A 25,324-nucleotide genomic window follows, 5' to 3' on the forward strand; every position below is an offset into this window, starting at 1 on the left:
ACTAAAAAGCAAAGGGCTTTTTAAAATTAACTTCATTACTCCGGATGATAATAGCTATACACCTTTTCTGCTCGTGACGGACCGACGACCGCTTCGAGTTCATCCAGTTTCGCATTTGCCACTCGCTTGACCGATTTAAAATGCTTTAATAAGTCGACAACTGTTTTCTCACCCACACCATTGATCGTTTCCAGTTCCGTGTTTAATGCTTTTTTACTTCGTTTATTCCTGTGATGTTCAATACCAAAACGGTGGGCCTCATTACGTAACTGCTGTATAACTTTCAAGGTCTCGCTTTTTTTATCTAAATATAAAGGAATTGGATCATTCGGATAGAATAATTCCTCCAATCGTTTGGCAATTCCAATAATAGCTATTCTGTTTCTAAGGTTCAGAGTCTCCAAACTTTTTAAGGCCGACGACAACTGTCCTTTGCCTCCATCAATTATGATGAGTTGTGGCAAAGGCTGGTTTTCATTCAACAAGCGCTTGTACCGACGGTAAACCACCTCTTCCATTGAGGCATAATCATCGGGACCTTCTACGGATTTAATATTGAAATGCCTGTAATCCTTTTTACTTGGTTTGCCATTTTTAAACACCACACATGCAGCGACCGGGTTGGTTCCCTGAATGTTACTATTATCAAAACATTCTATATGTCTCGGTTCATTTGGAAGCCTGAGATCGGCTTTCATTTGCGCCATAATGCGGTTAGCATGCCTTTCAGGATCCACAATTTTTAGTTGTTTAAACCGTTCCATCCTGAAATATTTTGCATTGCGAAGCGATAAATCCAAAATATGTTTTTTATCCCCAAGTTTTGGAATTGTAATTTTTATTTCATCTCCCAGGTCAACCTTAAATGGCACATAAATTTCTTTAGATTTAGAATGAAATCGTTGTCGGAGTTCCGTAATTCCAAGCTCCAGCAATTCTTTATCTGTTTCATCCAGTCGCTTCTTCAACTCCAGGGTATGAGATCGGATAATGGCACCATATGATAATTGTAAAAAATTAATGTATCCATAGCTTTCATCACTCACGATAGTGAAGACATCCACATTGCTGATTTTTGGGTTTACAATTGTAGATTTCGCCTGATAGTTCTCTAAAACTTCAATCTTTTCCTTTATTCTCTGGGCTTCCTCGAACTGCATGTTTTTAGCAAATTCCTGCATTTGATGTTTAAACTGATGTAAAGAATCTTTGAAATTCCCCTTTAAAATTTGCTTAATCGCCTTAATATTTTCATTGTATTCTGCTTCTGTTTCCAAACCCTCACATGCCCCTTTACAGTTTCCTAAGTGATACTCCAGACATACCTTAAATTTACCGGCATTAATTTTTTCTTCTGATAACTGATAATTACAGGTGCGTAAACTGTACAGTCCCTTTATCAAGTCCAGAAGAGTTTGTACTGTCTTTACATTGGTATATGGCCCAAAATAGGTACCACCTCCTTTAAACACGCGCCTTGTCGAAAAGACTCTGGGAAATCGTTCATTTTTAATGCAAATCCAGGGATAGGACTTATCATCTTTAAGCATCACGTTGTATCGCGGTTTATGCTTCTTTATCAAATTATTTTCCAAAAGCAATGCGTCGGTTTCAGTTTCAACCACTATATGCTTTATTCGAAAAATTTTTTTAACCAGGACTTTGGTTTTGCCATTTTCGTGCACTTTGTTGAAATAGGAGCTCACCCTTTTCTTCAAATTCTTGGCTTTTCCGACATACAATATTGTGCCCTCCTTATCAAAATATTGATAAACTCCAGGTTGACTTGGTAGGGTTTTTAATTGTATCTCTAAAGCCGGAATGTCCATGACTCTCAAAGGTAATTAATATTTGAAATTTAATGTATTTTGAATTTACTAATTTACTACCTTTCGCCGCTTTTTAATTTTGTAAATGAGTAAAAGAATTATTGGTCGCGTCGATGTTGTCGACTTTCCGCAACTTGGCCTTTATAACATTGATGTTAAAATTGATACCGGTGCGTATACCTCTGCCATACACTGTTCCCAAATAATTGAAGAATACGGAACATTGCGATGCATTTTTAACAGTGCCGTACATCAAAACTTCGGTAAAACAGAAATTGTTTTTGACACCTTCACACATACCAATGTGAAAAGCAGCAATGGTTATGCGGAAAACCGTTACAAAGTAAAATCTGAAGTTATATTTTTTGGAAAAACCTACAAGATTAACTTAACTTTAAGCACCAGAGACGATATGAAGTTTCCCGTACTTATTGGCCGACAATTTTTAAAACGAAAATTTTTGGTTGATGTCGATTTGGAAAACGTATCCTATTTAACATGTCAGCATGAATATAGTTATTCTTTCTAGAAACTCCAGTTTATATTCTACACAGCGTTTGGTAAACGAGGGTGAAAACAGGGGGCATTATATGGAAGTTATCGACCCCCTGAAATGCGATATCATTATCGAGAAAGAGAAACCTACGATTTATTATAAGGATCGTTACCTGGACTATGTTGACGCCATAATTCCCCGCATTGGTGCTTCTGTAACCTTTTTTGGCTGCGCCGTGGTCAGACAGTTTGAAATGATGAACGTGTTTACCTCTGTCACCTCTGATGCCATTATTCGGTCGCGGGATAAATTGCGCAGTTTCCAACGCCTTTCTAAAGCAGGCATTGGTATGCCAAAAACGGTGTTCACTAATTATTCACGGGATATCGACCAGGTGCTTTCTCATGTTGGAGGTACACCGGTTATCATTAAATTATTGGAAGGCACTCAGGGTTTAGGTGTGGTGTTGGCAGAGACTAAAAATGCCGCAGAATCTGTATTGGAAGCATTTAACGGACTTCAGGCCAGGGCTTTGGTACAGGAGTATATTAAAGAAGCCAAAGGGGCCGATTTAAGAGCCCTGGTGGTTGATGGGCATGTGGTCGGTGCTATGAAGCGGCAGGGTAAAGAAGGCGAATTTCGGTCCAATCTGCACCGCGGTGGATCCGCAGAGGTTATTAAACTCAATGAGGCCGAATTAAAAGTGGCGATGAAAGCGTCGCGCGCTCTTAAATTACCTATCTGTGGCGTAGACATGTTACAGTCGAATAGAGGTCCTTTGTTACTTGAAGTGAATTCAACGCCTGGTTTAGAAGGTATCGAAGGGGCAACAGGTAAAAATATAGCCAAAAGTATTATTACCTATATAGAACGAAATCGGAGTTAATTTATGAGTACTGAAAATGAACCCCTGGTCATCTTAAATCAGACTGTTAAACCCGGCGAAAGCAAGGAGGTTAACTTTAGTGTGGCTAATTTACATACCTCTTCCCCGGTAAATGTACCAGTAATCATAGAACGATCGAAAAAACCCGGACCTACCGTTTTGTTTACGGCTGGGATTCACGGAGACGAAGTAAATGGTGTTGAAATTATAAGACAACTTATCGCAAAAGGTATTAACCGGCCTAAAATTGGTACCATAATTTGCATTCCGGTAATAAACATTTTTGGTTTCATTAATTTAAAACGTGAATTCCCTGACGGAAGGGATTTAAACAGGGTATTCCCCGGCAGCCCCAATGGGTCATTAGCGAGCCGGGTAGCCCATAAACTTATCAACGAAGTGCTACCGCACGCCGATTTAATTATTGATTTTCATACAGGCGGTTCGGGACGGTTTAATGCCCCTCAGCTAAGATATGCCAAAGACAAAAAAGACCTTGACATACTCGCAAAGGTATTTGGGCCTCCCTTTGTTTTATACTCTAAAAACTTGTCTAAATCCTTCAGGACAACCTGCAATAAATTAGGGAAACCACTATTACTTTTTGAAGGCGGAAAATCCTTTCATATTGATGAAACAATAACCAACTCGGGTGTTAACGGTTCCAAACGGGTTTTAAAACACATGGGGATGCTGAAGACCGTTTTTAAGTCATCAAAACCAAAAAAGGAATGCATCTTTATTATAGACAGTAAATGGCAGCGTGCCAAATATTCTGGTATGTTCAAGGCCTCAGTAGCCATTGGAACCCAGGTCATAAAAGAAGATATCATAGGCAATATTACAGATCCCTATGGTAAGTTTAACTACTTTGTTCGCGCTGTAAGTTCCGGATACATTATAAACGTCAATGAATCTCCAATCGTTTATCAGGGCGATGCCTTATTTCATATTACTACCAGACTTAAAAAGTGATCCATGACGAAAGCTGAGCTGAGAAGGAAATATAAAAGCCTCCGCCATCATTTAACCCAGAATGATATTGATGACCTGAGTTTGGCTATTGCAAACCAACTTTTAAAATTACCTGTTTGGGAGCATTCATTCTATCATGTATTTCTCACCATAGTAAAACAGAAAGAAATCAATACCGACTATATCCTGAACATACTCTCGGGAAAAGACAAAAACATCGTCATTTCTAAAAGCGATTTTAATACCGGATTGATGACGAACTATCTGTTAACCGATAATACGGTCCTTAAAAATAATGCATGGGGTATTCCTGAACCTGCTGGAGGTATTGAAATTGAAAACCAGGCTATAGACGTGGTGTTTGTGCCTCTTTTGGCCTTTGATAAACAAGGCCATCGTGTGGGCTACGGCAAAGGATTTTACGATACGTTTTTATCTGAATGCAACTCGGATACAGTAAAAATAGGATTGTCCTTTTTTGAGGCTGAAGATCGTATTGATGGCCTGTACGACACTGATATTACATTGAATTATTGCGTGACACCCAAACAAATATTTCAGTTTTAATCGACATCTTCATTTTTTGGAAAGGCTTTTTTATTAAATACAATGAGCATAATAAAACCGGTGCTTATCGCTACATCGGCTACATTAAAAACCGGTTCAAAAAAGGTAAAATACTCACCTCCATAAATGGGCAACCACTCCGGCAAATACCCTTTATACAGAGGGAAATATAACATATCCACCACTTTTCCGTGAAATATCGTATCATAACCTCCGGCCTCAGGTAGAAAAGAAGCTATCTGACCATAGCTGTCATCGAATAAGACACCATAAAAAACGGAATCGATAATATTTCCCAGGGCACCTGCAAAAATAAGGGCTATGGCAAGAATTAATACTTTAGGACTACCCTTTTTCGTGGCACTATATAACCAATAGCCTATTCCAATTATCGCGACGATACGAAATAAAGTGAGTCCAATTTTACCCATTCTATCTGAAATGATGGGGATAAAATCACTGAGCTTAGTCCCCCAGGCCATGCCATCATTCTCAATAAAATAGATCTTAAACCAACTGAAGACAGTAATGTCCTCGGTTAGAACAAAATGGGTCTTCACGTATATTTTACTAATCTGGTCGATCAATAAAATAATTAGAATGAGAATCATGGATTTTTTCAGTGACATAAGACTTGTTCAGGCTCTTGCAACGCACTGCCTTCAACGTAGACAGGTGTTTCTTGTACCCTTTTAAAAATAAAAAACGTCTCCATAAAGAGACGTTTCAAAAGTACATGATTTTTTTAATTTGAAACATCACTTTTACCAAATTAAAAAAATTGCGTACCTGCAAGGCGGTTAACAATGTAAACTTAACCGTTCTATCCTAACTATATAATTTAAGTTTATCAGAGGGCCTGTAGGACGTAAAACCTTTATTGCATATTTTTTGCCTCTATACTCAGGGTAGCATGTGGTACCAACTTTAAACGTTCCCTGTTTATAAGTTTTCCGGTGACCCGACAAACACCATAGGTCTTGTTCTCAATCCGAATGAGCGCATTCTTCAAATCCCTGATAAATTTTTCCTGACGTATGGCCAATTGAGAATTTGACTCTTTACTCATGACTTCGCTACCTTCGTCGAATGCCTTAAACGTTGGCGATGTATCGTCAGTACCATTATTATGATCGTTCATATAGGCACTTTTTATGAGCTCTAAATCGTGCTGTGCTTTTCTGATCTTTTCCTGAATCAGTGCCTTGAATTCGCTCAAATCCTTATCTGAATATCTTACATTTTCTCCCATTTCTCTAATGTTTTTGAATGAAAAGTTTGGTATTTACATCATCAAAAGCAACTTCAATACCTTCCTCTATTTCATCTTTAATTTTTAATTCTTCTGTTAATGTCTCTGTTTTAATATAATCAATATTGGTTTCGATGGCAGTGACAATCTGATCATCTTTTTGGAGCGTGACATTAATCCGATCCGTTACCTCAAAACCTGAATCTTTACGCAAATTTTGAATTCGGTTTACCAATTCCCTGGCGATACCTTCTCTACGCAACACATCTGTGATCGTAACATCCAATGCAACAGTTAAGGCGCCCTCATTGGCCACCAGCCAACCTTCGATATCCTGAGATGTTATTTCCACATCAGTGTGTTCTAATGTAATATTTTTTCCATTAATAGCAATATCTAAAATACCATTTTGTTCTATTTTTTTTATATCCTCCGACGTCAGGTTCATCACCGCGTTGGCTATGGCTTTCATGTCCTTACCAAAACGTGGCCCAAGTACTTTAAAATTTGGCTTTATTTTCTTCACCAGGATATCCGATGCATCCTCAAGAAGCTCTATTTCCTTGACATTGACCTCGTGCTTTATTAAATCCGATACCGCTGCAATTTCTTCCTTTTGTTGCAGACCATCAACCGGTATCATAATTTTTTGAAGTGGTTGTCTTACTTTAATCCGTTCTTTAGCTCTTAACGACAATACCAATGATGATATTGTCTGGGCGTTTTCCATTTTGCGTTCCAATGGCTTATCGACAAAGGAGACATCAAAGGTCGGAAAATCGGCTAAATGCACACTTTCAAACAATTCCTTTTTGGTAACGGCATTCAAATCCAAATACAACCTATCCATAAAGAAGGGCGCAATGGGCGCACCAAGTTTAGCAATAGTGGTCATACAGCTATATAAGGTCTGGTATGCAGAAATTTTATCCTGCTGGTAATCGCCTTTCCAAAAACGTCTTCTACTTAAACGCACATACCAATTACTTAAATAATCCTGAGTGAAATCCGATATGGCCCTTGCCGCTTTAGTGGGTTCATAGTCGGCATAAAAGGCGTCAACCTTTTGAATCAAGGTATGCAATTCCGAAAGAATCCAACGGTCCAGCTCAGGTCGCTGAGTTAAAGGCATATCCGGCTCAGAATAATCAAAATTATCCAAATTGGTATACAGGGCAAAGAAGGAATAGGTATTGTAAAGCGTTCCAAAAAATTTCCGCTTGACCTCTTCAACACCTTCCAAATCAAATTTCAAATTATCCCAGGGATTGGCATTGGCGATCATGTACCATCTCGTGGCATCTGCACCATAGGTTCCAAGCGTTTTGAAGGGATCTACGGCGTTACCCAAGCGTTTGGACATTTTTTGTCCGTTTTTATCCAAGACCAGTCCATTGGATACCACATTTTTATAGGCCACCGAATCGAAAACCATGGTGCCAATGGCATGAAGCGTGTAGAACCATCCGCGTGTCTGGTCAACACCTTCAGCAATAAAATTGGCAGGGAAGGTTTTACCCTCGTCTATTAAATCACTATTTTCAAAGGGGTAGTGCCACTGGGCATATGGCATCGAACCCGAATCAAACCAAACATCAATCAGATCACTTTCCCGGGTCATGGGCTGTCCGCTTTCAGATACCAACACGATCTGATCCACAATATTCTTATGTAAATCGATTTTTGCATAATTGGTATCGGACATGTCACCAACTTCAAAATCTTCAAAAATATCGGCCTTCATGACACCTTTTTCAACGGCATTTGCCATTTCGGTTTTGAGTTCCTTTACAGAACCAATACACTTCGCTTCTTTACCGTCTTCGGTTCTCCAAATGGGCAATGGTATACCCCAATAACGCGATCGTGACAAGTTCCAATCGTTTGCATTAGCCAACCAATTTCCAAATCGACCTTTTCCCGTGGCTTTTGGTTTCCAATTAATGGTTTCATTCAACTCAAACATCCGATCTCTAACATCGGTCACCTTAATGAACCAGGAGTCTAAAGGATAATAGAGAATGGGTTTATCCGTGCGCCAGCAATTCGGATAACTGTGCTTGTACTTTTCAACTTTGAAGGCCTTATTTTCCTCTTTTAATTTTATGGCAAGTTCAACATCTACCGATCGCTCCGGAACTTCCCCATCGTTATAATACTCATTTTTTACATACTTCCCTGCAAATGGTCCCATTTCCGGTCTAAACCTGCCCTGCAGATCAACCAATGGTACCAGGTTGCCATTTTCATCTTTGACGAGCATCGGTGGAACTTCCGGTTTCGCTTGCTTGGCCACCAGGGCATCATCAGCACCAAAGGTGGGTGCTGTATGCACAATACCGGTACCATCCTCAGTGGTGACAAAATCTCCTGAAATTATACGAAATGCGTGTTCAGGATGATGATAGGGTAACGCATAAGGCAATAACTGCTCGTATCGGATACCCACTAAATCTTTACCGATAAATTCCTTCTCTATATAATAAGGTATTTTCTTCGCATCGGACTGATAAGCCGATAATTCTGAATCCTCATCAACCTGGACGAATTTCCCGGAAAATTGATAAGTGACCAACTTTTTAGCCAATACGACATGAACAGGCTCAAAGGTATATTGATTATATGTTTTTACTAAAACATATTCTATTTTCGGACCCACAGTTAATGCGGTATTACTGGGCAGGGTCCACGGGGTTGTGGTCCAGGCTAAAAAGTAAATATCACCAAAACCCTGGAGCAGGTCCGGAAGGGTTTCACGCCTCGCCTTAAACTGTGCTACAACCGTGGTATCGGTCACATCCTGGTAAGTTCCCGGTTGATTGAGTTCATGAGAGCTCAATCCGGTTCCCGCCTTTGGGGAATAGGGCTGAATGGTATACCCTTTATACAGCAATTCCTTATCGTAGATTTGTTTGAGCAACCACCAAACACTTTCCATATATTTAGGCTCATAGGTAATATACGGATCGTCCATATCCACCCAATAGCCCATTTTCTGAGTTAAATCATTCCATACGTCCGTATAGCGCATCACAGCTTTTCTGCAAGCGGCATTATAGTCTTCAACCGAAATGGATTTACCGATATCTTCCTTTGTAATCCCAAGTTCCTTTTCTACACCTAATTCAATGGGCAGACCATGGGTATCCCAACCTGCCTTGCGCTTTACCTGAAATCCCTTTTGAGTTTTATATCGACAAAATATATCCTTTATCGCGCGAGCCATGACATGGTGGATTCCGGGAAGACCGTTGGCTGATGGAGGACCTTCATAAAACACATACGACTCATGTCCTTCCCGAGAAGATACACTCTTATCGAAAATGTTATTTTCCTGCCAGTAGCTTAGAATTTCTTCCGCTACTTTCGGCAAGTCAAGTCCTTTGTATTCAGCAAATTTCACACTCATTTACTCCTAAATCTTATAAGTTCGCGAATTTAAGGAATTTTGATAAAAAACGACTTATGGAATTGCTGTAATTTAGACAATAAATTTTACGATATCCTCGATCTTTGAAACCAACTCAATCGTAATGGATTCAGGCTTCAATGAAATCTTATTGTATTTCGATATGAAAATTGAAGAAAACCCTAATTTCTCAGCTTCTAAAATGCGCTGCTCCACGCGCTGCACTGGGCGGATTTCTCCGGACAGACCCACCTCAGCCGCAAAACACAGGTCACTTTGCAGCGGCCTATCTTCATTCGAGGATAAAATAGCTGCTACAACGGCGAGGTCTATTGCCGGATCGTCGACTGTAATTCCTCCCGTAATATTTAAAAATACATCTTTGGCCCCAAGACGAAAACCTGCTCGCTTTTCTAACACGGCCAATATCATGTTTAGACGTTTAGCATTGAATCCTGTGGCGGAACGCTGAGGTGTGCCATAAACGGCAGTACTCACCAGGGCCTGAACCTCGATCATTAACGGACGCATACCCTCTAAAGTAGCGGCTATGGCATTTCCTGAAAGCGCCTCATCCTTTTGGGAAATCAGCAATTCAGATGGATTAGTCACCTCTCGCAAGCCCGATCCCTGCATTTCATAAATACCTAACTCGTTGGTAGATCCAAATCGGTTTTTATGGGCCCTTAAAATTCGAAACACATGATTACGATCGCCTTCAAACTGCAATACCGTATCGACCATATGCTCTAAAATCTTAGGCCCGGCAATATGACCGTCTTTAGTAATATGACCTATCAATAAAACAGGTGTTGCGGTTTCTTTTGCAAACTTTATCAGTTCCGTGGCACATTCCTTAATCTGTGAAATACTCCCGGCTGACGATTCAATATAGTCACTATGCAAGGTTTGAATGGAATCGATAATCACGACCTCAGGCTCCAAATCTTCAATTTGCTTGAAGATATGTTGTGTTTTTGTTTCAGTTAAAATATAACAGTTCGTATCTGAAGCATGAATCCGCTCCGCTCGCATTTTAATTTGCTTCTGACTTTCCTCTCCGGAAACATATAAGGTTTTATAGGGTAATGTCAAGGCTATTTGAAGGAGCAGTGTACTTTTACCTATTCCCGGCTCACCCCCCAACAAGGTTACAGCACCAGGGACAATACCCCCTCCTAAAACACGATTAAACTCAGCATCATAGCTGCTTAAGCGAGGTTCACTGGAAGTATCAATAGCATTTATTTTTAAGGGTTTAGACGACCGCTTAACCACAGAGGACGACTTCCAGTCGCTCTTCTCAGGTTTCTGAATGAGTTCCTCAACAATGGTATTCCATGCTTTACAGGCATTGCATTGACCTTGCCATTTAGCGTATTGATTGCCACAGTTCTGACAAAAAAATGTTGTTTTTACCTTGGCCATGAGCCTATACGTTCTTAACCAGTTTTGGTGTTTTAAAAAATAGTATCAATACCCGAAATCTATCTTAATAGCATCGGCTTTTTCCAACATTAAATCCTTTGATAGACCCGCTATTTCATCTAAAATATATGCCGATTGATACGTTCTCATAGCCTTCTTGGGCTCACCGGTCTCCTCATAAAATCGTGCTAAATAATAATTTCCCAACAATGTTTTTGGATAATGTTTTCGCGCCATCTTTCCCAACTCCTCATAGTCCTTGAAATTCTCATTTTTCTCTATAGCCGCAGCAATCGCTTTAAAATCATTAACCAATATGCGCTTGTCAATGGAAAAAAGGTCGAATATGGTTTGGTACTTATCCCGAAGATAGCTTACCGGAGAATCATCTAACTTCAAAATGGTTTCCTGGTACTCCTTCTTTGAAATAGGTTGAAATACAAAAAAGATGCTTTCCAGAGCCCTTGGAATGGCATGTGCCGGCACCGAATAGTGTGTGGGTTGCTCAAAACTATCAAATCTGTATAAAACATTATCATTATCGATGTTTTTAATACCAGTATCTAAAGCCTGGGTCATATCTCTTATGGATTTGGAATCGTTGTTTGTGTTCGCTAAATAATAAAATGTTTTACTTCCCAATTTGGCCAGGCGCTCCGGAACATAATCAAGCATATTTGGTGCTAATTCAGGACTTACCACAACATAGGCCTGAAACAAAGGCTCCGGCTTTAACAGATAATAGTTTATGAAATTTGCCGTTTCACCATGACCAATGGCCACTCGAAAGTTAACGGTCCTGAATTTATTTTCTATATAAGGGACCAATTCCATACCTATGAATTCAAAAAAAGCAGCGCCGGTATCTATTGGTAACGAGTTTTGTTCGGAATACAAACAATCATCATAGCGCTGGTCTAATTGATTCACCCCTACCACAATAGCCTCCGGCATATCTTCCCAATAGGAGTAGTAATCAACATTGCCTGCAACGGCCTCAAATAAGTAATCCCCATCCAAAACGATAAAAACAGGATATGCCTTATCCTCATTAGTAGTATACCCTCGGGGTAATTGTATTTTCAGCTGACGGGATTCTCCTAATCTGGTCGATTCCAGGGTCTCGTAGGTGACTTGAGCAGTTACTAGGTTAAAAGCAAAAAATGGTACTAAAACAAAAAGGGTTATGCATTTCATTTTATTATTGATTTGAGATTTATTAGGAGCAAGGTAATAAAAGTATTTCGGTTTATAATTCCATCATTAGGATTTAATTGTTATGACACATACCTTAAAATCGTCTGAAGGATTAGGGAACATTCCAAAAATAATATGGAAGTGCAATCTTTAATTAGGCAAAAAAAGATTTCGCAAAACACCCCTCATTTCCTGGTTCTATTATAGATGGGAAGGTAAATTAAGGACAGTCCCCCTAAAATAATGATTAATAAGGTTTGGGAGGCCCACATGATCCAGCCGAAAGCAATACTGGGGTCCTTTTCTATCCCGAAGATAGAAAAGGCTAAAAATACGGCCACCGGATAAGATCCGATACCCCCGTTCGTTGCTGCTATACTAAAACTGGCAGAAATAAAACCAATCAATACAGCTCCAACGGGAATTTGGTTCAATTCATCAACAGAAAAAGTAGTGACATAAAACATAAAAAGATACATGGCCCAAATGAATAGGGTATGCCATATGTAGGCCCACTTTTTTTTCATCTTAAATATGCTGAGTGTACCTTCAATCAATCCGGTAATAAATTTCTTTATCCGCAATGCCAAAACAGATCTGCTTTTTTTGATGAACCTGTAAAGGAGGATTATTACTCCGCACCCAAACACTACCATAAATAAAAGTTTAGTGGGTTGAAACCTTTCGATTAAGAATTGGTAAATAAAATCGAATTGCAGAAATAAGGTAATACAAATAATGCCCACCATAACCACCATATCGGCTATGCGTTCTGCGACAATGGTCCCAAAGCCCTTCTCAAAGGGAACATCCTCATAATTCGTAATAATAGACGCCCGTGCCACTTCTCCTGCTCGTGGTATCGTATAATTTATTAAATAGGTGGCAAAGACCGCCATAATACTGTTCCCCAGTTTAATGTCATAACCCATCGGTTCTAACTGGAAGCGCCAGCGATAAGCGCGCGACAGGTGACTCAGAAGACCGAGTAACATGCCCAAAACAATATAGGTGTAATCTGCTTTTTTTACATATTGCAGTAATTCTTCGACAGAGACCTTTGAAATTGAATACCACACCAAAAAAACTCCCAATAACAATGGGAGTGTGATCTTAAGGATTCTTTTAATCTTACGGCTCATCCGAACACTATCAAAATGGCATTAAAAAGCTTATGCTTTCAGTACACAATCTATTTAAATGGCCTGTTTAAAGGTAATAACGTGTCTATCTCAACAAATTAGTTGTTTCGTCAGGAAACACCAGCGAAGGCTTAAATACCTTAGCCTCCTCGACATCCATAAAGGCATAGGTAATTAATATTAAAGTGTCTCCAACAGAAACCTTTCGGGCAGCTGCACCGTTTAGCGTAATTTCACCCGTTTTGCGAGGGCCAGGTATACAATAGGTCTCTAAGCGTTCTCCATTATCATTATTAACGATCTGAACCTTTTCACCCTGTATGATATTGGCCGCATCCATTAAATCCTCATCAATGGTAATACTGCCTATATAATTAAGGTCAGCACCTGTACATTTTACCCTGTGAATCTTAGATTTTACTACTTGAATTTGCATGTGGCAAAGATAATTAATTTAACGCGATATTATCGATAAGTCTAATATCATCTGCATATACCGCAATAAACGCTCTATATCTTCTTTTATCGGTCTTGTTTCGAATGGGCCTTAGGGTTTTTTCGTCTGCGATTATAAAATATTCCAACTCCAAAATACCGTGACCCTTAAATTGTTCCTCGACCCATTTTACCACCTCATTGGCACTTTTTGATGCAAATTCCTGCTTCGCCTCTTTCAAGACAGCATAAATAAATGGTGCTGCATTTCTTTGTTCCGAGGTTAACCTGGCATTCCTGGAACTCATAGCAAGCCCGTCGGACTCACGATGAATTTTACATCCTATAATAGTCACTGGAATATCATTCTTGTTAACCATTCGTTTTATAATGGCTAATTGCTGAAAGTCCTTTTCTCCAAAATAAGCATTATCCGGATTTACGATTTCAAAAAAGCGTTTCACCACGGTGGCGACGCCATCAAAATGACCCGGCCTGTATTTACCCTCCATTTCACGTTCCAGACCGTCGAAATCAAATTTCTGAGACCTCAGATTTCCTTCATATATATCATCTACAGAAGGCGTGTAAACCATAATTCGATCTTCATTCAAACTTTCCAGTAAGGCAATGTCCGAATCAAATGTCCTTGGATACTTCTCCAAATCGGAGGCGTTATTAAATTGGGTAGGATTCACAAAAATACTGACTACAACAATGTCGTTGGAATTTAATGCTTGTTTTACCAATGCCAAATGGCCCTGATGTAATGCCCCCATTGTAGGCACAAAGCCTATGACCTGCCCTTTGACCTTTCTCAATTCCAACTCGGCTTTGATTTGCGTTTTTTCTTGATAAACCAGCACTTTTAATAAAAAATTAACGGGTGCAAACTTAAGATTTTACAGTCAATCTGCATAAATTTTTGTACTTTTGCGTGTTTTTTATTTTGAATCTTCAAAAGCAAACTATTTATGAAAGATAAGAGGATATTATACGTATCATCTGAAGTAGTACCATATTTACCCGAAACTGAAATTTCATCAATGTCGTTCGAAGCCCCAAGACTAGTGAACCAACAAGGTGGTCAGATTCGGATTTTTATGCCAAGATATGGAAATATAAATGAAAGAAGACACCAATTGCACGAAGTGATCAGGCTCTCCGGTATAAATTTGGTTATAAATGATCTGGACATGCCTCTTATCATAAAAGTAGCTTCCATCCCAAAAGAACGTATTCAGGTATATTTTATTGACAACGACGAATATTTTAAAAGAAAAGCAACCTTAACCGATGAGGACGGTAAATTGTTCTCCGACAATGATGAACGCGCCATTTTCTTTGCCAAAGGTGTTATTGAGACGGTAAAAAAATTAAATTGGTCTCCGGATATTATTCATGTTCACGGCTGGTTGGCTTCTCTTTTGCCCCTTTATTTAAAGGAATACTACAAGGATGAACCTCTGTTTAATGAAAGTAAAATAGTAACTTCTATATACAATCAAAGTTTCGATGACGCGTTAAACAAGGATATGTTCAATAAAATAAAATTTGATAATATCGATGATGAGGCTATAAAATCGCTTGAAGATCCAACGTATTGTAATCTCATGAAGGTGGCAATAGATTATTCCGACGCCTTAATAATTGGTTCTGAAACGATACCGGAAACCTTAGATGCTTACCTAAAAGACTCCGAAAAACCAATTTTAGAATACAAAAGTAAAGATGAATTTGGTGAAGCCTATACAGCGTTCTTTACCTCGAAAGTATTAAGCTAACCTCCGTTTAGTACATTATTTTAGCCGTATGAAGAAGATATTTCCAGCCCTGAAACCCTCACTTATTTTTGCATTAATGGTGCTGAGCTTTATTGCCTGCGACAAGGATTTCAATTCCATCGACAGCGACGTATTGGGCAAATCGAATGCGAATTTCAACACCACTAAAATCAATATTGAAAGCGTCCTTGGGTACAATAAAAAACTCAACAATACTCAGGTGAACGGTTTAAACTCAAACTTATTAGGCGTTTATAAGGATCCGATCTATGGTCTTACTACAGCCAGTATCCTGACCCAGATTACGCCGGTATCCTACAATCCGGATTTTGGAGACAATGCCACCATCGACTCCGTTGTCCTGAATATCCCCTATTTTAGCAGACAAGATGGTGTAGATGATAATGGGAATGCGACCTATGTGATGAACGAGCGCGATTCCCTCTATGGAACAGAGCCCATCAAACTCTCCATTTACAGAAACAATTACTTCCTAAGGGATTTCAATCCCAATTCTCAAAGTCAGGAAACCCAAAATTATTATTCTTTCGCAGAGAACACGCCAAACAATGCGGAAAACTTTATAGTAACCGAAAGCGGAAGCGTAAATTTTGATGCCTATAAGGGGGCATTAATTTACGAGAGTGATGCTGAGGGCTTCTTCCCAAGCAATGCCTCTGTGATCACAAAAACAGGTGAAGGCGATGAGGCCACGTTTAACTTTGCAGTACCTGCTTTCAGGGTAAAACTGGACACGCTATTTTGGAGAACGGCCATATTTGATGTCGAAGGAGGTAACGAATTAAGTAATTCGAACAACTTTAAAAACTACTTTCGCGGACTCTATTTTAAAGCAGAGGCCATTAATGACGACGGGAATATGATACTCCTCGATTTAAGTTCGTCAAGCGCTACGATAACAATACATTATTCACAGGATTCGACTACCGAGGATGATGCCAGAATACCATCTGCCTATGTCTTCAGTTTTTCAGGAATTAAAATAAACACCCTGACAAACGACTTCAGTACTGCACCGGAACCCCTGGTGGACGGCAATCGAATAGAAGGGGATCAAAGACTGTATTTAAAAGGAACTGCAGGTTCGATGGCTGTAATTGATTTATTTGGCGGAGATCCGGACAATAATGGCATTCCGGATGCCCTTGAGCAGTTACGATCCGAATTTTTAGACGCCGATAATAATCCTATAAAACTTATAAACGAGGCCCATTTGGTCCTTACTGAAGTCCCGGAACTCACAGGGGGCGCCAACCATACTTTTGACAGGCTTTATGCTTATGACATCAAGAATAATCAGAGAATAATAGATTATGAACTCGATCCGACAGGCAATACTACTTTTCCCGCAAGCTCCATTCTAATTCACCTGGGTGTAAGAGATACCCTGTCCCTAGACCCACTGATCTACGGCTATAAAATACGCGTAACCGAGCATGTCAAGAATTTGGTGTTCCGTGATTCTACGAATACGAAAATCGGGCTTGTTATTTCCAACAATGTCAACTATACCGACAATGTTGATCTATTGAACAGTACAGACGATGTGTCGGAAGTACCCGCGGCAACCCAGTTGACCACCAGAGGAACCGTACTTTATGGTTCGAATACTGCGGAGAGCGGTAAATTAAAATTAGAGATTTATTATTCCGAACCGAACGATTAAGAATCAAGGTGGCATCATCTGGAAGTCAGGTTAATGCGATGAGTGATTCCCTTTCAGCACAGGATCTACCTTGATGATTTGATATTCATTCCACGTTTTGTTACCATAAATTTTGAAGGTTAATACATTATTTTCGGATATTTGTTTTCTCAAATACTCAGAAATCATTACTTATGTGTGGCATTGTAGGTTATTTAGGAAGCAGAAAGGCGTATCCCATTATTATCGAAGGATTGAAACGCCTCGAGTATCGGGGTTACGATAGTGCCGGTGTTGCCTTGTTCGATGGCAAGACCCTGAACCTTACAAAGACCAAGGGTAAGGTAGCCGATTTAGAGCAAAAAGTACAATACGACGCAGAGGCCTCAGGCCATATGGGTCTCGGGCATACCCGATGGGCAACCCATGGTATTCCGAATGATGTGAATTCCCATCCCCATATTTCAAATTCCGGTAACCTGGTGATTATCCATAATGGAATCATCGAGAATTATGAATCCCTAAAAAAGGAACTCCATTCCAGAGGGTATACCTTTTCATCCGAAACCGATACAGAAGTACTTGTCAATCTTATAGAGGATGTCAAACTGAAGGAGCATGTGAAACTTGGAAAAGCCGTACAAATTGCACTTAACCAGGTGGTTGGAGCTTACGCTATCGCCGTCTTCGACAGGACGCAACCTGACGAAATGGTCATTGCACGGTTAGGAAGCCCACTGGCCATTGGTATAGGTAACGATGAGTATTTTATTGCCAGTGATGCCTCACCGTTTTTGGAATATACCAAAAATGCCATCTATCTGGAGGACGAGGAAATGGCCATCATACGATTGAACAAAGACATAAAGGTTAGAAAAATTATAGATGATTCTTTGGTCGATCCCTACATACAGCGACTTCAGATCAGTTTGGAGCAAATTGAAAAAGGGGGGTACGATCATTTTATGTTAAAAGAGATCCACGAACAGCCCAGGGCCATTAAAGACACCTATCGCGGACGACTTCATGCCGCTCAGGGCCTCATAAAAATGTCCAGTATTGACGATCATATTGAAAAGTTGCTCAATGCCAACCGCGTTATAGTGGTTGCCTGCGGCACCTCATGGCATGCCGGGTTGGTCGCGGAATACATTTTCGAAGATGTTGCGCGAATTCCTGTTGAAGTTGAATATGCCTCAGAGTTTCGATACCGCAATCCCATTATTACCGAAAAAGATGTGGTTATTGCCATTTCACAGTCCGGGGAAACCGCCGATACTCTGGCTGCCATAAAACTGGCAAAATCCAAGGGCGCATTTGTATATGGTGTGTGTAATGTGGTGGGGTCTTCGATTGCTCGAGAAACGCACACAGGAGCCTACACCCATGCCGGACCGGAAATAGGCGTTGCCTCAACCAAGGCCTTTACGACACAAATAACGGTTTTGGCACTGATGGCACTGCGCCTGGCCAAAGCAAAAGGCACGATTTCCGATTCGGAATTTCGACAACTGCTTTTCGAACTGGAACTCATTCCTAACAAGGTTGAACAGGCACTGCAATCGGATGCCCATATTAAACTGATTGCAGATACGTATAAGAATTCACGTAATTGCCTGTATCTGGGCAGGGGCTATAACTTTCCCGTTGCCCTGGAAGGCGCCTTAAAATTAAAGGAGATCTCCTATATTCATGCCGAAGGCTATCCCGCGGCCGAAATGAAGCACGGTCCCATAGCATTGATAGACGAAAATATGCCCGTGGTGGTTATTGCCATTAAAAAAGGTCACTACGAGAAAGTGGTGAGTAATATTCAGGAAATTAAATCCCGTAAGGGTAAGATCATAGCCGTGGTAACCCAGGGCGACACTCAGGTACGGGCCCTGGCAGATCATATTATTGAAGTACCGGAAAGCTCGGAAATACTCTCCCCTCTTATCACAACCATACCCCTTCAGCTTTTATCCTATCATATCGCCGTGCTTCTGGGTAAAAATGTGGATCAGCCAAGAAACCTTGCAAAATCAGTAACCGTGGAGTAGTAAAATCTGTCCCGAATGATCTTCGAACTACGATTTCGGATAATTTCAAAATAAATATTTGTGAACTTTAACCGAAATAATTTGTACATTTATCAAAAAACAGCTCTAGACTTTAAGAAACTATCAAAACTTCATAGTTCTTTTTTCATAATTTTTACTATGCGTGCATAATTTTTTCTATTTTTAAAACCTGACATTACTAATTCTAATGATTTATAAAAACTAACTCTATGAAAGCAATTCTCCCGACACTACTATTGTTTTTTAGTGTAATAGCATTTTCCCAAACGACGGTTTCCGGTTCTGTACAGGATGACAGCGGACAACCTTTGCCCGGTGCAAGTATCCTTGTGGTAGGCACCAGTTCCGGTACTGTAACCGATTTTGATGGTAATTTTACCTTTACCTACAGCCAGGACCCGCCGTTCATGCTTCAAGCCAGTTTTGTAGGTTTTGAAACCATGACCCTGGAAGTAACCTCGAACAACCAGACCTTAAATTTCACCCTGGTCGAGGGCAGCTCATTGGACGAGGTGGTTATCTCTGCATCCAGAACACCGGAACGCATCTTCGAATCGCCGGTAACGGTTGAACGTTTTGGAATCCAGGATATAAAAACGACGACTGCTGTCGATTTCTACGACGGATTGGAAAATCTCAAGGGTGTAGATATCAATACCAACAGTTTGACCTTTAAATCGGTAAACACCAGGGGTTTTGCCACCTTTGCAAACAATCGCTTTATGCAATTGGTGGACGGTATGGATAACTCGACCCCGGCCCTTAATTTCCCCATCGGTAACCTGGTGGGTATGATTGAAACCGATGTACAAAGTGTTGAACTGTTACCAGGTGCATCTTCGGCCCTATATGGTGCCAATGCCTTTAATGGGATTTTATTTATGAGGAGTAAAAATCCCTTTGATCACGATGGCATAAGTGCCTCAATTAAAAAAGGAATTACCTCACAAGAGGCCGCCGGAGATAATGATTACATCGATATGGGACTTCGGGTTGCGCATAAATTCAGTGATAAGTTTGCAGTCAAGGTTAACTTCGGTTATTTAAAGGGGACTGATTGGGCCGCAACGGATTTAACAGATAAAAATGATCCGTCTAAAACCAGAGCAGATCTGGATTATGATGGCTTAAATGTCTATGGCGACGGCTTAGTTTCCACAAACATTAGAACCGCTTCAGGCGGACTGGGCATTATTCCGGATGTGGTTGTATCAAGAACAGGATATGAAGAACGTGATCTGACCAATTACAATGCTGAAAGTGTTAAAGCGGATTGGGGATTCTATTATCGCCCTTGGGCCAATGATTTTGAAATACAATATGTTGGCAAAGTGGGTACGGGTTCTACAATCTATCAGGGAAGTAACAGATACAACATAAATGGTTTCTTTCAAGAACAGCATAAAATAGAATTCAAAAACGACAATTTCTTTTTAAGAGGTTATTTTGTTGGAGATGATGCCGGCGACTCCTATGATATGGTTGTTGCGGCCACACAAATACTTAATTCCTGGAAACCGCATACGCAGTGGTTTGCAGAATACATTGAAACCTATGCCGGCGCCACGTTGAGCGGGGCTACGGACGAACAAGCACATGCAGCAGCAAGAGCACAAGCCGAATCCGGCAGATATGAACCGGGAACCCCCGAATTTGAGGCCGCATTGAATAGAAGTATAAGTGACCCGAATCTTGCAACCGGCTCTAAATTTCAGGACGCTTCGAAATATTACCACGTGGATGCCAATTATAATTTTAGCCATTTAATTGATTGGGCCGAAATTCAGCTTGGTGGTTCATACCGAAAATATAAATTAAATTCCTCAGGAACCATTTATACCGATTTTGACGGTCCTATCGATTATTCAGAATATGGGATATATACTCAGATCCAAAAAAACATAGAGTTGAACGAGGTCTTCGATTTAAAACTGACAGGATCCATTCGATATGATAAATCAGAATTCTTTGATGGTTTCTATTCTCCCAGAATCTCTGCAGGTTTGACCATAAATGAGAACCACAATATAAGAGCCTCAATACAGACCGGATTTAGAAATCCGACCACACAGGATTTATTTATTGGATTGGATACCAGCACCTATGTTCTTGTAGGTTCTGCACCGGATAACCTGGACCGATATTCGAGAGAATATGATATAAGCACTTCAGGTCAAATATTAGGACAACCTGCTGTAATCACACAAACCGGTGAAGCCGCCTATACGAACTCCTACACCAGAGCCTCGGTAGAAGCGTTGGCAGCTACAGGGAATCCGGATGTTCTCGAAATAGCCAACCCTGAATTAATCAAGCCTGAACGTGTTACTTCTGCTGAAGTTGGTTACAGAGGAAAATTAAACAAGTTCACAATCGATTTCAGTGCCTATTACAACAGTTATAAAGATTTTATTTCTCAGAATCTCGTTTTAGCGCCATTTTACGGAACCGTTGGTGACGGTTCGCTTTCAGTAGCCGCTATGGTAAATGATGATTTTAAAGCTTATGGTATTTACACAAACTCAGATACCAATGTGAATTCTTATGGCGCTTCAATTGGACTGTCGACCAAAGTTTTTGGCAACTTCAATTTAAGTGGCAGTTACACCTATGCAAAACTGGATTTCGATAAGGTTAAATATCCTGATTTTGTTACCAATTTTAATACCCCTGAGCATAAATTCAAAGCCGCATTCGGAAACACCGAATTGTTCAAGAACTTTGGATTTAATGTAGCCTATCGATTTAGTGACGACTACTACTGGGAAAATACCTTTGCCAATGGTCTGATTCCGGAATACCACGTCGTCGATGCACAGATAAATTTAACCGTTCCGAGTTTAAAATCTATCTTCAAAGCAGGAGCCACTAATTTATTAGGAGATGAGTACTTCACTGCAACAGGTACTGGTTATATAGGCTCAATGTACTATGTATCATGGACGATTAACAACTTGTAAAATGAAAAAGAACACTATGAAAGCAACATATTTAACCCTACTTCTCATCGCATTAGGTCTTACAGCCTGTACTGAACCCGAAGATGTCTTAAAAGACAACAATGCTTTTATCAATAACGAACCACTCCCCGAACTTACTGCGGGTTCTGTCGATTTTTCAAATTATGTCGCCATTGGGGCCTCTTTTACTGCAGGATACACCGATGGCGCTCTTTTTAAAGCATCTCAGGAAAATTCCTTTCCAAATATGCTAGCCATGGAATTTGCTAAAGTTGGGGGCGGTGATTTCACGCAACCTCTTATGAATGACAATATTGGCGGATTACTGATTGGTGGAAATCCCAATCCTAATTTTTTACCGCGCCTTTTCTTTGACGGTGAGGGTCCGGTAAGATTACCCGGAACTCCTACTACCGAAGCCTTAAACATTCTCCCCGGACCATTTCACAATATTGGGGTTCCGGGAGCAAAGAGCTTCCATATGCTGTTTGACGGTTATGGCAATCCGGCAAATCTTGCTTCAGGTAATGCTAATCCCTATTTTGTGAGAATGGCTTCCAGCCCATCCGCTACTATGATTGGTGATGCCATTGCACAAAATCCGTCATTTTTTACCTTAACCTTAATGGGTGGTAATGATGTTATTGATTATGCTTTTTGGGGAGGGGACTCTTCTAAATCTTTAACTGATCCCGCCACTTTCAATTCTGCATTTACCGCAGCCGTCAATACCCTCACTTCAGGTGGTGCTAAAGGTGTCGTAACTAATGTGCCCTATGTTCAGGATTTACCGCATTTTACAACTGTACCCCATAACCCCATTCCATTAGATGCCGCTACTGCAGGGTTCTTAAACAGCATCAATGCCTATGGTGCTTATAACGCTGGCATTGTACAGGCCTTTGCATTTTTGGTTGGTAACAATTTAATGACCCAGGAAATGGCCGATGCCGAAATTGCAAAACGAACTATTGCATTTGAAGAAGGCCCGGGCAATGCTGTGGTGATAATGGATGAAAGTCTAACAGATTTAACGGCCTTGAACCCGGCTTTGGTCAGTATGCGTCAGGCCACCGAAGACGATTTAATCGTCTTGTCGGCTGCTACGTTTATCGGCTCAGAAGCCATCCCTGGAAATCCTCAGACTGTGAATGGCGTTGCCATTCCCTTGGCCGATCAATGGGTTTTAATTCCTGAAGAACAAGAAGCGATCAAACAGGCAACTGACAGTTATAACAGCACTGTTGAATCAATAGCAAATTCCAATCCCGACCTGGCACTCGTTAATTTAAAAGACCTTTTGCATGAACTTAAAACAGAGGGTATTTCTACTGGAGATTTTACTCTTACATCTGATTTGGTCCTTGGGGGAGCAATAGGATTAGATGGCATACACCTGACCTCCAGAGGTTACGCTATGCTCGCTTCAAAATATTTAGAGGCCATCGATGCCGCTTTTGGATCGAACTTTATCGCTTCAGGGAATACACCTAACCTCGGAGATTATCCCACAAATTATTCACCTTTTTTACCATAAATTAAGTTTAACCATCATACTGGAAACGCCTTGAAATTCAAGGCGTTTTTTTATGACCAAAAAAGAAAAAAACAACTTTTATTTTAAATTAAAAACTATATCTTTGCAGCGCGAAAACGGAAACTGTTTTCAATCAATTAAATAGCATAACAAAAACGTAAAAGTAATGTCTAAAGTTACAGGTAAAGTTGCACAGATAGTAGGTCCGGTTATCGATGTTGAATTCGCTGCGGGTTCGGAACTTCCAAAAATTTATGATTCCTTAGAAATTAAAAGACCTGATGGTTCTATTTTGGTATTAGAGGTACAGTCTCACATCGGTGAAGATACGGTGCGTACCATTGCCATGGATTCCTCGGATGGATTGAGTCGAGGCACCGAGGTCACTGCTACCGGCGCTCCCATACAAATGCCCATTGGTGATGATGTGTATGGCCGTTTGTTCAACGTTATTGGTGATGCTATTGATGGTCTGGGTGATTTACCAAAGGCCGGTGATGCGGGTTTACCCATTCACAGACAGGCTCCAAAATTTGAAGAATTATCGACCTCTACAGAGGTCCTATTTACAGGTATAAAAGTTATCGACCTTATCGAGCCTTATGCCAAAGGTGGTAAAATTGGATTATTCGGTGGTGCCGGTGTTGGTAAAACGGTATTGATCCAGGAGTTGATTAACAATATTGCGAAAGGTCATGGTGGTCTGTCGGTTTTTGCCGGTGTAGGAGAGCGTACCCGTGAAGGAAACGACCTTTTAAGAGAGATGCTGGAGTCTGGAATTATACGTTACGGTGAAGATTTTATGCATTCCATGGAAGAAGGGGGTTGGGATTTATCTAAGGTAGATAAAGCTAAAATGAAAGAATCCAAAGCGACCTTCGTTTTCGGACAAATGAATGAACCTCCCGGAGCCCGTGCCCGAGTGGCTTTATCCGGTCTTACCATTGCCGAATATTTCCGTGATGGCGCCGGTGACGGACAAGGTAAGGATGTGTTGTTTTTCGTAGATAACATCTTCCGTTTTACACAAGCTGGATCTGAGGTATCTGCCTTACTTGGACGTATGCCCTCTGCGGTAGGTTATCAGCCTACATTGGCAACAGAAATGGGTGCGATGCAGGAACGGATCACCTCGACCAAGAAAGGTTCCATTACATCAGTTCAGGCGGTATATGTCCCTGCGGATGACTTGACTGACCCTGCTCCTGCAACGACCTTTGCGCACCTGGATGCAACTACCGTACTGTCTCGTAAAATTGCAGAGCTGGGTATATACCCCGCTGTGGATCCATTAGACTCAACATCCCGAATTTTAACTGCCGATATCTTAGGTGCCGACCATTACAACTGTGCACAGCGCGTAAAGGAGTTATTGCAACGTTATAAGGAATTACAGGACATCATTGCTATTCTGGGTATGGAAGAACTTTCGGAAGACGACAAATTAGCGGTTGGCCGTGCACGTCGGGTACAACGTTTCTTATCACAACCTTTCCATGTTGCAGAACAGTTTACAGGAATACCGGGGGTATTGGTAGATATTAAAGATACCATTAAAGGCTTTAATATGATTATGGACGGTGAGTTGGATCACCTGCCGGAAGCCGCTTTCAACCTGAAGGGAACCATTGAGGACGCCATTGAGGCCGGAGAAAAAATGTTGGCTGAAGCATAATATTAGTGATGCGTTCAGAATAA

At 40.6% G+C, this 25,324-nt stretch carries 19 protein-coding genes; 10 read left to right on the forward strand and 9 right to left on the reverse strand.

Going from position 1 to position 25,324, the window contains the following annotated elements; genetic code table 11:
- Positions 1-35 precede the first annotated feature (35 nt).
- Positions 36-1,829 carry an excinuclease ABC subunit UvrC gene (uvrC, locus tag MR041_RS03330; RefSeq protein ID WP_242092164.1) on the reverse strand — a complete coding sequence of 598 codons (1,794 nt, stop codon included), beginning with the start codon at positions 1,827-1,829 and terminating at the stop codon, positions 36-38.
- A gap of 85 nt (positions 1,830-1,914) precedes the next feature.
- Between uvrC and MR041_RS03335 the strand changes: the two genes are divergently transcribed.
- Genes MR041_RS03335 through MR041_RS03350 form a run of 4 tightly spaced genes read left to right on the forward strand, consistent with a single transcriptional unit; the run spans position 1,915 to position 4,753 of the window.
- Positions 1,915-2,358 carry an ATP-dependent zinc protease family protein gene (locus MR041_RS03335; protein WP_242092165.1) on the forward strand — a complete coding sequence of 148 codons (444 nt, stop codon included), beginning with the start codon at positions 1,915-1,917 and terminating at the stop codon, positions 2,356-2,358.
- Entirely contained in the window at positions 2,336-3,211 is an 876-nt protein-coding gene (rimK, locus tag MR041_RS03340) for a 30S ribosomal protein S6--L-glutamate ligase (RefSeq protein ID WP_242092166.1), read from the forward strand. The genes MR041_RS03335 and rimK overlap by 23 nt, the downstream gene beginning before the upstream one ends.
- Before the next feature lie 3 nt (positions 3,212-3,214).
- Positions 3,215-4,186: a succinylglutamate desuccinylase/aspartoacylase family protein gene (locus tag MR041_RS03345; RefSeq protein WP_242092167.1), complete on the forward strand. Its 972-nt coding sequence runs from the start codon at positions 3,215-3,217 to the stop codon at positions 4,184-4,186.
- 3 nt (positions 4,187-4,189) lie between these two features.
- On the forward strand, positions 4,190-4,753 hold the full coding sequence (locus tag MR041_RS03350) for a 5-formyltetrahydrofolate cyclo-ligase (RefSeq protein ID WP_242092168.1): 564 nt from the start codon (positions 4,190-4,192) through the stop codon (positions 4,751-4,753).
- Here MR041_RS03350 and MR041_RS03355 read toward each other — a convergent pair.
- From MR041_RS03355 to panC, 8 genes are all read right to left on the reverse strand, one after another.
- A complete protein-coding gene (locus tag MR041_RS03355) occupies positions 4,750-5,382 on the reverse strand; it encodes a lipoprotein signal peptidase (protein WP_242092169.1) in 633 nt (210 codons plus the stop codon). The two genes, MR041_RS03350 and MR041_RS03355, sit on opposite strands and share 4 nt — an antisense overlap.
- 248 nt (positions 5,383-5,630) lie before the next feature.
- Positions 5,631-6,005 carry a TraR/DksA family transcriptional regulator gene (locus MR041_RS03360; RefSeq protein WP_242092170.1) on the reverse strand — a complete coding sequence of 125 codons (375 nt, stop codon included), beginning with the start codon at positions 6,003-6,005 and terminating at the stop codon, positions 5,631-5,633.
- Between the two features lie 4 nt (positions 6,006-6,009).
- Complete coding sequence (gene ileS, locus MR041_RS03365) at positions 6,010-9,414, reverse strand: isoleucine--tRNA ligase (protein WP_242092171.1); 3,405 nt, start codon at positions 9,412-9,414, stop codon at positions 6,010-6,012.
- A gap of 72 nt (positions 9,415-9,486) precedes the next feature.
- On the reverse strand, positions 9,487-10,842 hold the full coding sequence (radA, locus tag MR041_RS03370; protein ID WP_242092172.1) for a DNA repair protein RadA: 1,356 nt from the start codon (positions 10,840-10,842) through the stop codon (positions 9,487-9,489).
- 45 nt (positions 10,843-10,887) lie between these two features.
- Positions 10,888-12,039 carry an alpha/beta hydrolase gene (locus MR041_RS03375; RefSeq protein ID WP_242092173.1) on the reverse strand — a complete coding sequence of 384 codons (1,152 nt, stop codon included), beginning with the start codon at positions 12,037-12,039 and terminating at the stop codon, positions 10,888-10,890.
- A gap of 185 nt (positions 12,040-12,224) precedes the next feature.
- Positions 12,225-13,181 carry a lysylphosphatidylglycerol synthase transmembrane domain-containing protein gene (locus MR041_RS03380; protein WP_242092174.1) on the reverse strand — a complete coding sequence of 319 codons (957 nt, stop codon included), beginning with the start codon at positions 13,179-13,181 and terminating at the stop codon, positions 12,225-12,227.
- An 85-nt stretch (positions 13,182-13,266) separates the two neighbouring features.
- The gene (gene panD / locus MR041_RS03385; protein WP_242092175.1) at positions 13,267-13,617 is read right to left on the reverse strand and encodes an aspartate 1-decarboxylase; all 351 of its coding nucleotides are present in this window, start codon (positions 13,615-13,617) and stop codon (positions 13,267-13,269) included.
- A gap of 13 nt (positions 13,618-13,630) precedes the next feature.
- Positions 13,631-14,482: a pantoate--beta-alanine ligase gene (gene panC / locus MR041_RS03390; RefSeq protein ID WP_339328745.1), complete on the reverse strand. Its 852-nt coding sequence runs from the start codon at positions 14,480-14,482 to the stop codon at positions 13,631-13,633.
- Positions 14,483-14,590: 108 nt separating this feature from the next.
- Here panC and MR041_RS03395 point away from each other — a divergent pair, with 108 nt between their 5' ends.
- From MR041_RS03395 to atpD, 6 genes are all read left to right on the forward strand, one after another.
- Entirely contained in the window at positions 14,591-15,400 is an 810-nt protein-coding gene (locus MR041_RS03395; protein WP_242092177.1) for a glycogen/starch synthase, read from the forward strand.
- 28 nt (positions 15,401-15,428) lie between these two features.
- Positions 15,429-17,087, forward strand: a complete 1,659-nt coding sequence (locus MR041_RS03400; protein WP_242092178.1) for a BamH family beta-barrel-assembly machinery protein — start codon at positions 15,429-15,431, stop codon at positions 17,085-17,087.
- A gap of 173 nt (positions 17,088-17,260) precedes the next feature.
- Complete coding sequence (gene glmS, locus MR041_RS03405; protein ID WP_242092179.1) at positions 17,261-19,108, forward strand: glutamine--fructose-6-phosphate transaminase (isomerizing); 1,848 nt, start codon at positions 17,261-17,263, stop codon at positions 19,106-19,108.
- 230 nt (positions 19,109-19,338) lie between these two features.
- Positions 19,339-22,089, forward strand: a complete 2,751-nt coding sequence (locus tag MR041_RS03410) for a TonB-dependent receptor (protein WP_242092180.1) — start codon at positions 19,339-19,341, stop codon at positions 22,087-22,089.
- 16 nt (positions 22,090-22,105) lie between these two features.
- Positions 22,106-23,626, forward strand: a complete 1,521-nt coding sequence (locus tag MR041_RS03415) for a G-D-S-L family lipolytic protein (RefSeq protein ID WP_242092181.1) — start codon at positions 22,106-22,108, stop codon at positions 23,624-23,626.
- 166 nt (positions 23,627-23,792) lie between these two features.
- Positions 23,793-25,301 (forward strand): F0F1 ATP synthase subunit beta, encoded by a 1,509-nt coding sequence (gene atpD, locus MR041_RS03420; RefSeq protein ID WP_242092182.1) that lies wholly within the window; start codon positions 23,793-23,795, stop codon positions 25,299-25,301.
- Positions 25,302-25,324: the final 23 nt, after the last annotated feature.

Origin of the sequence: Aestuariivivens sediminicola (assembly GCF_022662015.1) — a bacterium.
Classification (GTDB): domain Bacteria; phylum Bacteroidota; class Bacteroidia; order Flavobacteriales; family Flavobacteriaceae; genus Aestuariivivens; species Aestuariivivens sediminicola.